Here is a 15267-nt window from a genome sequence, read left to right on the forward strand (position 1 = left end):
TGGTTACCGATCCATTTTATAAATATTGATCATAAACCTAATGCACGAATGAATCAGTGAACTGATGAACAATAAACAAACAAAATATGCCACTCGCAGCAAGAATTACGGATATGCACGTTTGCCCCATGTTTACCGGACCGGTTCCACATGTAGGTGGGCCGATATTACCACCGGGAAGCCCTACAGTATTAATAGGTGGGCTACCAGCGGCATGTGTAGGGGATATGTGCACTTGTGCGGGTCCACCGGATGTAATAGCAATGGGTTCTGCAACAGTATTAATAGGAGGTAAACCAGCAGCCCGCATGGGCGATCCAACGGCTCATGGTGGTTCAATTATAATAGGATGTCCAACAGTAATTATAGGAGGTTAACATGGCAGATTCATTTTTAGGAACAGGATGGAGTTTTCCACCAACATTTGATACTACCGCAAACTCGGTGATCATGACCAGCGATGAGGCCGACATACAAGTTAGTCTGCAGATATTACTGGCAACACGCAAGGGCGAAAGGGTAATGGTACCTGATTATGGCTGTAATCTGGACGAGATGCTCTTTGAGCCCATGACCACCACCTTTAAAACCTATATCCGCGAAATGATCAAAACGGCTATACTTTATTATGAGCCGCGGATTGATCTGAGTTCGATACAGGTTGATGACAGCCGCGAAACAGAAGGAGTGATCCTGATCATCCTTAATTATACTGTCCGCACCACAAATTCAAGGTTCAATTTTGTATATCCTTACTATAAAAACGAAGGAACAGAAATACACTAATGGCAAATAATTGTTTTGATACCAAACTCTTATCCTATAACGGCACCAGCCAGGCGCAGCGTGCGTTGGATGCCTTATTGACTAAATGTGCGCTTGTTGATGAGCGGACAGATGCAGATCTTATCCTGCTTACCAAAAAATACAGCGCCTGGTTAAACTATTACGATAATACCAATACCATCAATGGCGACTGGCAACAACTCATGGGTAAAGATATTGCCGTAGTAATTGCAGCAATTGCCGAATGGAGAATAAATGATTATGCATCATTCATCAAATATTTAAATAACACTATTGTCAATGCACCTACTGATGCCGATGCAAAAAATAACTTTAAAATTCTTTTTGACTTTGTTTTTTCGATAACTGCTGCGCTTGATGACGCGTATAAGCATTTGGCAGACGATCTGAGCTATAAAACTTTTTTATCTGTTTCTATCGTTTCAAAAATAGCGGCACCATTAAGCATACTGTTTCAATATTATAAGGCATTTGTAGCTGGTTCTCTTATTGATCCTGCTTCAGCTTATACAGATGCTGTAACCCCTGTTGATGATATTATTTATTCGCAAAATTTCACTTTTGATCCTCTGGAGAATGTCTTTGTTGTTTCTTCACAGAAACGATTGGAAAGTATTTTTACGGTTGATCCACCAGTTACCGCATTTTCCATCACCTTAACAGGCACCGTACATGAAGATATTGACCATATCCTTACACATAATTTATTTACCGGGGCGTTACAATCATTTATTTCGGGCATTGTTAATATAGTAAGTCGCACGCCGGCTTACCTATCCGAAGCAATGGATAATTACCCAACGCATGCTCCTCATTATGCTCTTTATCTGGCATTCATAAAACTATTTGGCTTTGCCCAGCAACATCTGAATCAGTATACTAAAAAGCATCTTGACTTTTACTATAAACAGGTTTTACAATTAAGCAATAATGTGGCCGAAGCCGATTTTGTACACCTGGTTTTTGAGCTGCAAAAAAATATAGATCAGCACTTATTACCTAAAGGTACTTCATTTAAAGCTGGGAAGGACGCTAATAATAAAGATCTGTTCTATTCTCTAACAGACGATCTTGTTGTTCAAACAGCCAGTATTCAGGCACTAAAATCTATCTATTTAAACAAAGATAACACGCCGGTAACCCTGTATGCTTCATCCATAGCAAATTCACAAGATGGACAAGGAGGCAAATTACTAAGTGCAGATAACTCCTGGTTTCCGTTTGGTAACCCCAGGAATATTCAACAAGCCTCCATTGGCTTTGCTGTAGCATCAAACGTATTGTATTTAAATGAAGGAAAACGAACTTTAACATTAACCTTTATATGTGATAGTTTAGCTGGTATTGCAACTGCTGACCTTTCTGGAATATTCAATATACAGTTAACAGGCAAAAAGAGCTGGTATACAGCATCTGTCTATACAGCCTCGGTAATTAATAATACTACATTCACACTAACAGTAGTTTTGGAGGGTGATGCACCTGCTATAGTTTCCTATTCCTCAAAAATACATGGCGGAAACTTTGATGTTTCGCTTCCGATGGTTCAGGTGTCGCTTAACAGCTATACATCCTATCAAAAAATTAAAATCCCCCGGATAAATGCAGTGACTATATCGGTAGTTGTTGATGCCATAAAAAACTTAATACTGCAAAACGATGATGGCAAAGTAAATCCTGCAAAACCATTTAAGCCATTTGGCGATTTTCCTGAAAACGGAGCCTCATTTATCATTGGCAGCAAGGAGATATTTCAAAAACAATTAACCAAATTAACTATAGATTTTGACTGGCAGGAGGCGCCGTTATCTAAAACAACAGTAAATATATCCTCTTTGGCTAAGGGTAATTGGTTGACCGTTGCAAGTGGAACGAGTTTATATGCATCCAGTATTGTTATCACAGATCTGCAACAAAGAATACTAAGCCCGCGAATATTTAATGATCTCAACGCACGTAACACTTTAACTACTGATATTACTTCTGTAGTAAATAAAGGTTTAGCATTTGAAGCTAATAACGCTCTTTCTATGAATATGAGCAGCTTGACACAAAATGATCAGCCTTTTAATGTTAAAAATATAATTAACAGCGGCTTGTCTCTTGACCGGAATAATACCGTCAAAAGTGACGTTCCTAACATGATCATAGCTGCTCCAATTGAACGCCTGGGCGCAACAGGACCAAAAGAGATCGACATTACCGGCTTAGAACGCGTAGTGCAATCACCCGAAGATTTCACACCCAATGAGGATTACAGTATAACCTCTGTTGATGGTTATTTAAAACTGGAAATGATTGGTGATGATTATAGTCTGAATACCTTTCAAAAAAACATACCCCATCCGTCAGTTAAAGTAGTTTATGATACTACAGACACAAATAAAATTGTTGGCTATAGTGTTGATACAAGTGCGGTTCCGGTACCTAACCATCCGGTTTTAAAATCAATTAATGTAAAATATACCGCAGAAGATAGTGTTGTTTTCAGTAAGGTAGATTTTACTAACCGTAGCAATTTCTTTTATCATCTTGAGCCCTTTGGGTTCCGTGAAATGCATCCGGCTATCACAACAGACACACTTACGTTACTACCTGTTTTTAACGTTGAAGACGGGATACCTACAAACGACGGTGGTGAATTATGGATAGGTTTAAATAATGCCAAAGCCGACGAAACATTCTCTATCCTGTTCCAGGTATCTGATGGCAGTGCTAATCCATTAAAAAACATGACCCAGATTAACTGGTATTATCTGAGTAACAACAACTGGTTGCCATTTAACAAACAATCAGTTACAGATCAAACCAATAATTTAACCAGTTCAGGTTTGGTAATATTTAATATCCCTGCGGGTGCTACTCTTGTCAATAGCCGTGCCGACAGCGGACTGATCTGGATAAAAGCAGGGGTGCAGCATGATGCAGATGCGATCTGTAACTTAATTTCTGTTAACGTAAATTCAGCAAAAGCTCAGTTTGTTCAGGATACTACCAATAACATAGTATTTACTAAGATATTACCTCCCAATATCATTAGTAAGCCTGCAATAGCCGATGCCGGGTTAAAGAAAACACAACAACCCTATACCTCATTTGGAGGCCGCGTACAGGAAACAGATGATCAGTTTTATCAAAGGGTAAGTGAACGCCTGCGTCATAAAAACAGGGCTATTACCACCTGGGATTATGAGCGTTTGATATTACAGTATTTTCCACAGATTTTTAAGGTAAAATGTATTGATCATACCGGGTTTTTGCTTGACGAAAACACTAATCAACAAAAATACAGTGAAATGCTGGCTGGGCATGTAACCATTATAACCATCCCCGATCTTATGCACTTAAACAATGCTAATCCGCTACGGCCATATACCAGCATAGGTTTATTAACCGAAATAGAGAAATACATTAAAACATTAACATCACCATTTGTAAAACTACACCTCAGCAATCCATCATTTGAAGAGGTGCAGTTTGAATTTAGTGTTACGTTTCGAGACGGTATTGATCCCGTTTATTTCTCCAATCAATTAAACAATGAAATTGAACAATTTTTAACTCCATGGGCCTTTGGCAATCCACAGGCCATTCAATTTGGTAACAGTATTGAAAAATCTGTGGTGCTCAATTTTATTGAAGAAAGACCTTATGTAGACTTCGTTACCTGTTTTAAAATGAACCACATTATACTTCGCGAAGGTCGGGTAGTCATACAGGCGTTATATGATATAGATGAAGCGATAGCAAGCACCTCCAGATCCATTTTGGTATCATACTATAATGAAGAAACCAAAGTAAAACATTTAATTAATTCACCAGCTAATTGTGATTGTAATGGATAAGCAAAAAGTAATCAGCAAAGATCCCGATTTAACCACCGATCAAAATTACGCTTTTCTCAGAGAGGCCGGCTTGAGTTATATTGAAAAGCTTAGCGGTAAAATCTGGACAGATTATAATGAGCATGACCCTGGTATCACGATTTTAGAGGCCCTTTGTTATGCTATAACCGAATTGGGTTACAGAACGGGGATGCCGATGGAAGATCTGCTCACCGGGGCAGATGGTCAAATAGCGTCTTCACAAACTTTATATACCGCCAAGAACGTACTAACTCAATCGCCGCTTACGGTTAATGATTACCGCAAACTATTGATAGATATTGTAGGGGTACATAATGCCTGGTTTTTGTATGACAACTACTATGTCAATAACGATCAAAACGTTCCGGCAGGTGAAATAGCCCTTTATGCTGATTGTAAGGCCGATTCATTATCGTACCAGGAAACACCTCATCCGGTTTACTTATCAGGTTTATATAAAGTATTATTGGACCTTGACTCTGATCAGCAGTTTGGCGATATGAACAATGGGGAGTTACAGATTTTAAATCCCGCAAGTGGCAAATTTAAAGGAGGTGACGTTGGGCTTACCATCGTTTTCCCTATATGGGATGATCCAGGCGTTGCCTCATTATTAACCATTGATCCGGCAACTGTTTCTGGCACTACTGCCAGTTTTACAACCGGTAGTAGTATTATTATTCAAATTGATTTTAATTACACCATTGAAAGTTCAAACTTTTCAGCAGTAATCGCAGGTATAGTTGATATTGATCTGAAACCTTCGGGCCAGCCTGTACAAATGGGTGATATCCAAGCCTTTTTTAGTGCTGATTATACTGCGCAGGTACTTAATCTTTACCTGTTAAAAATTCAACAGGCAAAACGTATCGTTCAATCGGCCATCCGAACCTTAAATGAAAACAGAAATCTATGTGAAGATTTTGTTAGTGTCACCACCATAAAAGATGAAGAAATAGCCATTTGCTGTGACATAGAAGTTTCGCCATCGGCAGATATGGAGCAGATACAGGCCCAGGTATTTTATGCTATTGAGGAATACCTTAATCCTTCGGTGAACTTTTACCTGTTAAGTGAATTGCAGGACAAAGGCTATACTACCGATGCCATATTTGAAGGCCCCGTACTACAGCATGGATTTATTGATACTACTGAACTGGAGCAAACCCAGTTGCGTGAGGAAATATATGCATCAGATATCATCAGCCTGATCATGGATATTGACGGCGTATTGGGTGCCCGAAATTTTATGATGACCAAATATGGAGCCGACGACAAACCTGTTACTGGTTTAAGGAGCCAAAACTGGTGCATGCCTATTACAACAGGTTGTAAACCGGTCTTTTCTGAAACAAAATCAAAACTCCTTTTCTATAAAAACCAATTCCCTTATTTACCATCTTTGACAGAGGTGCGCGATACGCTCAAATGGTTGCGTGCAGTAAAAGCCCGGAATAAACTTTCAGGTCACACCGATGACCTGGCTGTTCCTTCCGGCAACTATTACCCCTTGAATAATTATACTTCTGTTGAATATCTTTTACCACAAACCTATGGTATTGGCTCGGCAGGGCTTTCAACAAATGTAAGTGATGAACGAAAAGGACAAGCTAAACAGTTACAAGCCTATCTGTTACTATTTGATCAATTACTGGCTGATTTCTTTTCACAACTAAACGGCGCGAAAAAATTGTTTTCTACTGAGAATATCGTGCAGACTTATTACGCACAGTTCCTGGGGGATATAAAAAATATTAGGCCGGTATATAAACAAGATGGAGCAGCCCATACGATTGAACAACGGGTAATGCAAAACCAGAATTCAACCACTGTACCGGCAAACGATTGGCAGAACTTGTATGAATCAAATGAGGTTTTCACCGACCGTCGCAGCCGTTTCCTTGATCACCTGATGAGTCGTTTTGGTGAATCATTTAATGATTATGTTTTACTGAATTATTCACTTGATTATGCAACTCAAAAAGAATCTAATTTAACACCTGCGGATATCATCGATAGCAAGATCTCTTTTTTAAAGGACTATCCGGTTATAGGTTATCGAAGAGGCAGGGCGTTTAATTATTTTCCACAAAACTACTTTCCGCCCCAACCAGATTTTTCTATTGATACCACTAAATTATGGGATACGGATAATATATCAGGTTTAGAAAAAAAACTGTGCCACTTAGGCGGTATCAAAAAAAATTATCGCAGGTTTTTGTACTGTATTGGTAACGTTGCTATTATCACTACTAATGATACACCAGCTAAATACCAGTTTTTATTTAGTAATCAAAACGGAGGAATCTTAACATCAGTAGCAATTTATGATACCCAGGAGGAATTGAATAATGCCTTACCTGCATTTATGGATCTTGTTTTAACTGATGAACACTATGATATTAAACAAACCGGTAGCAATTGGAATATTTACGTAACAGACAATGAAGATCACAACCTTGCTATAAGTAATGATTTTACATCCCTGGTAAATGCAAATGCGGCATTGGCTCTGTTTGTAACGGAGTTTAATAAGGAGTGTGATGCCGACGGGCTTCATCTGATTGAGCATTTACTTTTGAGACCACGGAGTGACCAATTTAAAAAATTCGCACCTGTATGCCTGGATCAGAATTGTGATTTCTGCGGTGAGCAAGACCCTTATTCCTTCAAAATGTCGGTCGTGTTGCCGTACTGGCCGCTGCACTTCCGAAATTTAGCCTTTCGAAACTACTTTGAAAATATCATACGGCAAGAAACACCCGCACATACCATGGTAAAAATCTGCTGGATAAATGACCAGTCGATTTATGATTTCGAAATTGCTTATAAAGCGTGGATAACAGCTTTAGCCGATTATTCATCTGATAATACCAAAATAGATGACCTGCAACAAGCCAATGATACGTTAACACAACTGCTGTTTAATTTACATAGTGAATACCCGGTAGCCACATTGCACGATTGTGCTGAAAGTAAGGATACCAACCCGGTAATGCTGGGCAAAACCATTTTAGGATCTTTAAAAAATTGATATATGGCAAATCCAATAGAATACATCGTGTTTGAACCAGATCAGGTACTTACTAACGATCACCTCAATGAAACTTTTAACTACCTTGATCAGCAAAACCGCTGGACACGCAACAAACTGATAGGTATTGGTATTGTTTGCGGACTGGATATAGTGCTCAATCCGGGTGTTATTGAAATTAACAAGGGTTGCGGAGTTACTTCGCAGGGGTATTTAATTACCCAGGATAGCTACCAGTATACCTATTATATGCCGTATACGCCTGTTGAGGTTCCTGATGACCTGCCTTTTGTTTATGACAAGCAAGGAGGCCTGCCTTTTTATAAACCTTTCTGTACTGGTAAAACTGTCTGGTTATTACTTACAGATGATCAGTTTAATGCATTGGAAAGCGCACAACAACTCAATGCAAAAACCCTTTCATCAGCAGCGGCTACCTTTTTAAGTGACTATGTGGTTGCTTTGTTTTTGGAAGCTAAAGAAACAGATCTCAAAAACTGCGACACTCAGGATTGCAATAACAAAGGCGAAAAAATGGTTTTACAGATAAGGCCTTTACTTGTTGCAAAAAATGATCTGTACAGTAATAACGCTAACAAAGTAAGCAATATTGATAGGATAGGTAATATAAATAAAATATCCCCCATATCATCAAGGTTAAATATTCCGTCTAAAGCCTTTCAACTGAGCTTAAACTCCAAAGTACAGCTAAAAAGATTTAACGTACCTTTTACAGATCTTGAAACTGCGGATGACATACTGAATGCTTTTGTTAGTTTGGTTGATGATATTACATTAAGTCAGCTAACCGATGCTTATAATTCCTGCTATCAGCAATACGGGTCAGTTTTAAACATTACGTCAAACCCTTTTTCTGATATGTTGGCCGTACTGAAAAATTATCTTGACCAGTTATTAAAACAAAACCCGTTGGCTATTGAATACTTTTATGATTTCATTGATGATCTGATCAAGGCCTATGAAGAGTTTTCTGCTAAAGTATCCCATATCATCACTACCTGCTGCCCGGATGAAAATTTATTTCCATTGCATCTGGTTTTAGGTGATGCATCACTGGCAACAAATGACTATGTAAAAGATAGCTATCGTAACTACTTTATTTATTCACCTTTATTTTCAAAAATGGGTGTTGAATCGGCCGAGGTACTCTTGCTATTTAGCCGGATGGTATTGATGATTAAAGATTTTACCATTCCAGACACTACTCAGTCAGATAAATTTACGGTCAAGATCACCCCAAGTCAATATATGCATTTCCCGCTTTCCGAACGTGCTATCCCGTACTATTACACGGTAAATGAAAGCGGCGCCGAATTATATAAATCATGGAACTATGCCAAAACCAACAGCGGGAAAGCTACATTAAATCTGGGTTATAATTCGGGTTTATATAACACAAGTACCGAAGTAGCACAACCGCTTTTATATGATATTGAAAAGTATAACTTTTTCAGGGTTGAGGGCCATGTCGGTCAAAACTATCAGGATGTTTTATCCAATATCCTTATTCAGCGTTTAACCTATAATCTGCCATTTGATGTGGTAGCCATTGCAGATCAGCAGTTTGATTTTTCAAATGTGACTTTGCCCGATGCTGAAATTCGGGATCTGGAAACTGATTACAACCTGATAACAACTGAAGCTACAAGTAAGATATTGACACCATTTGCTTTTGTTGCAAATTTACCCTATGTCGCTAAAGCTACCACGGGAACTAATATACCCGGTAAACTAACAGATAACCCAATTAAAAGGTTCTCAGAGGTTAAAACAAACGCTATTCGGGGTATTGAACCGATACGATCAGCAAGTACCCCTTATATTTACCCCAAAGGCACTTTTATACGTAACAATTGCGCGGTACTACCCAACACAATAGCAAGCGCTTACCTAAATGCATTAAGTGATACCGGAGTATTTACCAATCCAATAATCAATTATCAACCGGGTAGTGTAGACGAGCTTTATTTCTATTTTTTCTATTTTATTGATGCTATTGAAACGGTGATGGTGTATTTAATGAATGCCCCATCCGTTATTGACGTCGACGTAAGGGGTCAGTATGATACTTTTAATAATTATCTTGATTCCATAAACAAAGTTATTGCCACCCTAAAAGGTCCGGTGGCAAGAACTCAGGTATCCCGGGATGCCTCTATGATATCATTAGTTGAAGGTTATGGAGTAGATCTTTTAATTGAAGATTTTGAAACGATATTAAATGCTGCTCTTGACGAACTATTAGATTCATTAAGTAATGAAGTAAACCAGAGATATTCCCGCTACGCCGATAAACATACATTTTTAAATTACTATAAAAACCACCCCGGACTTGAACATAAAGCAGGTGTACCCAAGGGCGGCACATTGGTATTAGTTTATAAAAATTATATCGCCAATTTTAATAAAAACATTATTGCCCCGCTTTCTAAGGCTGGTGATGCGGCATCAATGAAAGCCCGGTCGGCAAGTATGGAAGCTAATCCAACCGAAGGGCAACAGGTTTCTGCATCCCCGGATCTTGATGAAAACACCTTAAATCTTGTCAAGAAAATGGTGGCCGACAGTAAAGGGGTATCTGATACTGAAAAGCTGAGGTTGATCGATATCCTGGCAGGCAGGGGAGTGACTGAGAATGAGCCAAGCTATGATATTAACAATAAAATTATTATAGCTGACTTCTATGTTCCTTATATAGGTTCACCAATAGAACGCAGTTCGGCAGAAATTACACCTCCACCGCCTCCGGCACCGGTTATTTCGATGAGTAATACTACTTTCTGTGATAATGATACCAATCCTGCACAAATTGCAGTATCAATACCCGGTGGTACTTTTAACGCGGTACCCGGTCTTGATAGCGTCAAACAAACCTTTACGCCGGCAATCGCCAAAGCCGGAACATACCGGTTAATTTATACAGTAAATAATGTAAGTTCTGCACCGTTTAATATTACAGTTCTTTCTGTACCGGGCAGTAGTGTTTTCAGCTTTATAAACGATTGGTCTGGTAGTGGTGTTAAAACTGCTGCCGTAGTTGCCAGGACAGGTATTGTATCTGCAACATTTACTCCTGCTATCAGAGACAGCAGATTTACCTATGATTGGGAAGTCTTTGGAGATAATATATCGAAGGGAGCGATGACTACCGATGGGGTTATTCGAATATCAGGTGATAGTAGTGTAGTAAATGTCAAAGCATCAACTGTTACTGTTTCGTTAACCATATCAAACGGGACCTGTCATTCATCAACTACATCAATGCAATTAGAGATTACCCCAGCTGGCTTCAGTGCTGCTATTTCAGACGGGCCGCCGGCTTCCCTTAAAAAACCTGGGGCAATAGAAAAACTTTTTACCAAGAGGAAGAAAGATCAATAAGTAATAAATCATGGCATCGCATATTGTTCATAGGCAGCAAGTAACTTTAAATCTTCCCAAACGGGAAGAGGCTCTCGTTTTTCAAAATCGAGTAAGTGACTTGCTGCGTAATGAACTATCCGCCAGTATGGAGGCCATATTTGATGAACTATTTCCAACTACTGATATTATACGCATCGATTCATTGCATCTTGATTTAGGTAAAATTGAAGCACACAATTTTGAACAAGAATTTAAAACACACTTTATCAAAGAGCTCAGGAAGATCTTACCCTCGAAAAAAAATGAATTGGCGGATAAGGAACAAGCATTAAGTCCAAAACAATCATCAATAAAGGCTTTCATTTATTTTCTGGAGAATGGCTATTTACCCTGGTATAGTCCTGTTAAAAACATGACTGACTGGGGTAACGAGATCATAACAGCTTTTTCAGATTCGGAGAAAAAAGCCTCTCATTTCTTTAACTGGTTCTGCGATAATTATGTTGATAATCCGGTCATACTGCAAAGATTGATCTTGCAGTTTAGTAATACTTTCCTTGAAAAATTATTTTCAATTATCGCTCCCGGAATTAATGAATCCTGGAGCCTTATTTACAGCGACCTGGAGATCTTTATAACTCATTGCGTAAAGAAGGATTTACCTGTTCGTGAGCAAATATGGATGTGTGTCTTTCACGCTCTACTAAGTCCTGAATTTTTAGAAAACAATAAAGCATCATCAAATACAAAGAACAGTAAACGGATAATAAAGACATTAAATCTTTTAGTAGATCGCTTCAACATATCAAGCCAGGAGGTAACAATAGTACTGGAGAATAAATTAAAAAGGTTACTCCAAACGGATGTCGTAAAGAATGCACTTCAGGATCTTAAATCGTTTTTAAAATCAAAGGAAAGCTTTAGGAATGATACAGAAGATAAGACGGTAATAGATAGGCGTAAAGAAACCGAAGTAAATAATGATTACGAAAATATTGAAGAGATAAGGAAAAGTAAGCAAACAGATGCCAATAGAGCAAATCAGGCTAAAAATTCAGATGCTACAGGTAGTAATAAAGATAAAAAGACAAACGAGACCAAAACCGATGATGCTACGAATGATCTCAATAATATCGATATACAAAAAAGCCCTTACGACGTAAAACAAAAGGATATAAGGGCCGAAAAAATCCAAGAAGAACAGAAAAATAATAAAGTACACCATTCTAACGATCTGGTCGAAGCACGATTAAAACAGCAAACAAAAATCGAAGAAAAGCAGGAAAATCAGAAAATCGGTCATCCTGATAATCAAGATGAAATATCGTTAAGGCAACAAGAAAAGATTGAGACTGAGGAAGAAAGATCTGAGAAAAACAAGCAGGGAGATAATACAAAACGGCTTTTACCTCAGAACAAAAGGTATACAGGTATTAAAGAATCCGAAACGTTATACATAAAGAGCAGTGGAATAGTAATCCTTCATTATTTTTTATCACCTTATTTCGATGATCTGGGCTTGCTAACCGATGGAAAATTTAAAGACGATACGGCTCATCAGCGGGCGGTATTATTGCTTTATTACCTGGCAACAGGGGAGAGTGAAGTTGCTGAATTTGACCTAACACTTTCTAAAATTCTATGTGGCTATCCTATTTCGGAAACGCTGCCTTCGGCCATTATTTTAACGAGAAAAGAAAAAACAGAATCAAAAAGATTACTGGAGGCTATTATAAATCACTGGTCGCCATTAAAAAACACATCAATTAAAGGCTTGAGAAACGGTTTTTTTGAACGGGATGGAAAGCTAACCAAAAAAGAAAACGGATGGCTATTAACAGTTGAACAAAGAACAATTGATGTATTGTTAGGAAAGTTACCCTGGGGGTATTCAACCATACGCCTGTTGTGGATGCAGGAAATATTAAATGTGGATTGGTATTAAAACAAAGTTATGTTAGCGACTAAACAATCACAATCTGAAAATACGACAAAGGCAAAAAATAATGCCCCCTTTTTTCCTGGGCATTTGGTACAGCCTAAATTACAGGTAAATGAGCCTGGTGACCGATATGAACAGGAAGCAGACGCTATGGCCGATCAGGTTATGCGGATGAGTAATAATTCACGAAAATTACCACCGGGCATTTGGAGGAAGCCCTCATCCCTGGGTAATTACCGGAAATCACCTGATTGCAATAGTGGGAAACATGAAGCAATGCAGCAATTATTGGATTACCCGGATCCTTATGCTTGTTTGGCAAGGCTTTTTTAAATAAATGATATATAAGTGTGATGAGTAAAGAAAACGAAAGTAAAGTTCAATATCCCGTCGAAATTAATTCCTTTAAAAAAAGGGATGATAAGTCCTCGTTTTTTCAACCTAAGCTTTCAGTAAATCAGCCAAACGATGTTTACGAGCAGGAAGCTGATGCAATGGCCAACCAGGTGATGCGTATGGTCGATCCGGCTCAAAATGAAACCTCTTTTTTTAAACCAGCCGAAAACATACAGCGTAAATGTGGGCATTGCGACGAGGAACAAAACGTGCATCGCAAAGAACGTTCGGGTTCAGAAGCACAGGGAGGCAATGATCTGAATAATTATATAGGATCATTAGGTTCATCGGGGCAGGCTCTGCCTGATAGCAGCCGAAGCTTTTTTGAGCCCCGTTTCGGTCATTATTTTTCAAATGTGCGTATCCATACTGATTCAATCGCAGCAAAATCTGCAGACTCAATCAACGCCTTAGCTTATACTACGGGCAACAATATTGTATTTAACAGCGGCCAGTATTCGCCCGAGAGCGATAACGGCAAAAAATTAATGGCGCATGAACTCACTCATGTGCTGCAGCAAACACAAAATGGTCAACAGATTCAAAGAAAACCACTTACTAAGCCACAGCTTATTGCAAAAATAAAAACCTATGGCATCACTGCCGTACTGGATGATACCTCCACTTTTTCTGATGTAGAGCTTGATCTGGTTGATCAAGCGCTCGCTGGTTTGCCGGTAGGTGATAAAGCTGCTATTAAAGGAGCTAAAATTTTGAGGGTCAATACCCTCGGGGGTACAACAGCTGGCATGTATAGTAATAGTCAGGGGTTTAATGATACAAGTGTAACTGATGAGCAAAAAATAGAGCTAAGCGATCTGGCATTTGGTACAAACACAGCCGATGAATCTATTCGTCTTATTACCCATGAAGTTGGACACGCCGTTGCTGCAATGCCTCATCGTGTAGCGATGAGCAGCCTGGATACAGAGGGTTTAAAATTCAACAAGCTGAACACTAAAGCAAATGATGCGGTTACTGTATTTAATACAGCAAATGACGCCACCAATGCGGCTATTGTGGAGCTAAATGAAGCTGTTGATAAATTTAATAGTATAAAGGATAGTCCTGATAAAGCCGCGGTTAAGGCCGCTAAAGATGATTTCACAGCAAAAAAGACAAAAGTAGATAGGTTAAAAGCTGTAAGTGATGCAAAAGAGGCAGACTTTAATACTAAAAAAAGCGCAGCGGAAGTACAAAAAACTGTTGTAGAAACAAAACAAGCCGCTGCAGATGCCAAGCTTGCCAATGTAGATGATCTTAAAAAAGATGCCGCGGCCAAACTAACGGTTATGGAAACAGCATTCAATGCTGCTGGCCCTGTAATTAGTAAAGATGATACAGATAGCGCAGCTTACAGAACATCATTAACAAACTGCGAAAACGCTATTAAAAAATTCTATGATGATAATGCTGTTTTGGATGTAGAAACAAAAATTGCGGATAGTGCAAAGGCCGTTGCCGATGCTGCTATAAAGGATAGGAATACCAAACGCGACGATCTTAATAAAGCGAACCCCAAGAATACGGTTGTTAGTGTAACGGCAGCACTTGAGGCAGCACAAAATAGTTTTTATAATGCCGCTTTAGTAATGGCCTTTAATAAAAGTATGGGTTTATCTGTTAAAGCATTTTATGATCTGGTGGTAAAAAACAACATATCACCGGCTCTTACCCCATATGCTGCAAAGAACTGGCCAGCTAAACCAGAAGAATTTTATGCCGAGGCATATTCATTTTTCGTTAAAAAACCGACAGATTTAGAAACACACTCAAAGGTTTTATTTGACTGGTTCAAAGCAGGGAGCTATAAATAATAATTTAACAGTGAATTCGCA

Annotated in this window: 8 protein-coding genes; all 8 read left to right on the forward strand. The window is 38.8% G+C overall.

Going from position 1 to position 15267, the window contains the following annotated elements; all coding sequences use genetic code 11:
• The first annotated feature begins 86 nt into the window (after positions 1 to 86).
• From ACNURT_RS14920 to ACNURT_RS14955, 8 genes are read left to right on the forward strand one after another with little or no spacing between them, the layout of a single operon-like run.
• The gene (locus ACNURT_RS14920) at positions 87 to 377 is read left to right on the forward strand and encodes a PAAR domain-containing protein (protein WP_419698351.1); all 291 of its coding nucleotides are present in this window, start codon (positions 87 to 89) and stop codon (positions 375 to 377) included.
• Position 378: 1 nt separating this feature from the next.
• The gene (locus ACNURT_RS14925) at positions 379 to 786 is read left to right on the forward strand and encodes a GPW/gp25 family protein (protein WP_419698352.1); all 408 of its coding nucleotides are present in this window, start codon (positions 379 to 381) and stop codon (positions 784 to 786) included.
• On the forward strand, positions 786 to 4652 hold the full coding sequence (locus tag ACNURT_RS14930; protein WP_419698353.1) for a hypothetical protein: 3867 nt from the start codon (positions 786 to 788) through the stop codon (positions 4650 to 4652). Before ACNURT_RS14925 ends, ACNURT_RS14930 begins: the two co-directional genes overlap by 1 nt.
• Positions 4645 to 7707: a hypothetical protein gene (locus ACNURT_RS14935; RefSeq protein ID WP_419698354.1), complete on the forward strand. Its 3063-nt coding sequence runs from the start codon at positions 4645 to 4647 to the stop codon at positions 7705 to 7707. The genes ACNURT_RS14930 and ACNURT_RS14935 overlap by 8 nt, the downstream gene beginning before the upstream one ends.
• Positions 7708 to 7710: 3 nt before the next feature.
• The gene (locus tag ACNURT_RS14940) at positions 7711 to 11109 is read left to right on the forward strand and encodes a hypothetical protein (protein ID WP_419698355.1); all 3399 of its coding nucleotides are present in this window, start codon (positions 7711 to 7713) and stop codon (positions 11107 to 11109) included.
• Positions 11110 to 11119: 10 nt separating this feature from the next.
• Positions 11120 to 13036, forward strand: coding sequence for a contractile injection system tape measure protein (locus ACNURT_RS14945; RefSeq protein WP_419698356.1), 1917 nt, complete (start codon positions 11120 to 11122; stop codon positions 13034 to 13036).
• Positions 13037 to 13045: 9 nt separating this feature from the next.
• Positions 13046 to 13366, forward strand: a complete 321-nt coding sequence (locus ACNURT_RS14950; RefSeq protein ID WP_419698357.1) for a hypothetical protein — start codon at positions 13046 to 13048, stop codon at positions 13364 to 13366.
• Positions 13367 to 13386: 20 nt separating this feature from the next.
• Positions 13387 to 15246 (forward strand): eCIS core domain-containing protein, encoded by a 1860-nt coding sequence (locus ACNURT_RS14955; RefSeq protein ID WP_419698358.1) that lies wholly within the window; start codon positions 13387 to 13389, stop codon positions 15244 to 15246.
• Positions 15247 to 15267 lie beyond the last annotated feature (21 nt).

Origin of the sequence: Mucilaginibacter sp. NFX135 (assembly GCF_048565145.1) — a bacterium.
Classification (GTDB): Bacteria; Bacteroidota; Bacteroidia; order Sphingobacteriales; family Sphingobacteriaceae; genus Mucilaginibacter.

Bases quoted from the DNA above. Each gene is read 5' to 3' on its own strand.
- ACNURT_RS14920 (WP_419698351.1), top strand. From the start codon at position 87: ATGCCACTCGCAGCAAGAATTACGGATATGCACGTTTGCCCCATGTTT.
- ACNURT_RS14925 (WP_419698352.1), top strand. From the start codon at position 379: ATGGCAGATTCATTTTTAGGAACAGGATGGAGTTTTCCACCAACATTT.
- ACNURT_RS14930 (WP_419698353.1), top strand. From the start codon at position 786: ATGGCAAATAATTGTTTTGATACCAAACTCTTATCCTATAACGGCACC.
- ACNURT_RS14935 (WP_419698354.1), top strand. From the start codon at position 4,645: ATGGATAAGCAAAAAGTAATCAGCAAAGATCCCGATTTAACCACCGAT.
- ACNURT_RS14940 (WP_419698355.1), top strand. From the start codon at position 7,711: ATGGCAAATCCAATAGAATACATCGTGTTTGAACCAGATCAGGTACTT.
- ACNURT_RS14945 (WP_419698356.1), top strand. From the start codon at position 11,120: ATGGCATCGCATATTGTTCATAGGCAGCAAGTAACTTTAAATCTTCCC.
- ACNURT_RS14950 (WP_419698357.1), top strand. From the start codon at position 13,046: ATGTTAGCGACTAAACAATCACAATCTGAAAATACGACAAAGGCAAAA.
- ACNURT_RS14955 (WP_419698358.1), top strand. From the start codon at position 13,387: ATGAGTAAAGAAAACGAAAGTAAAGTTCAATATCCCGTCGAAATTAAT.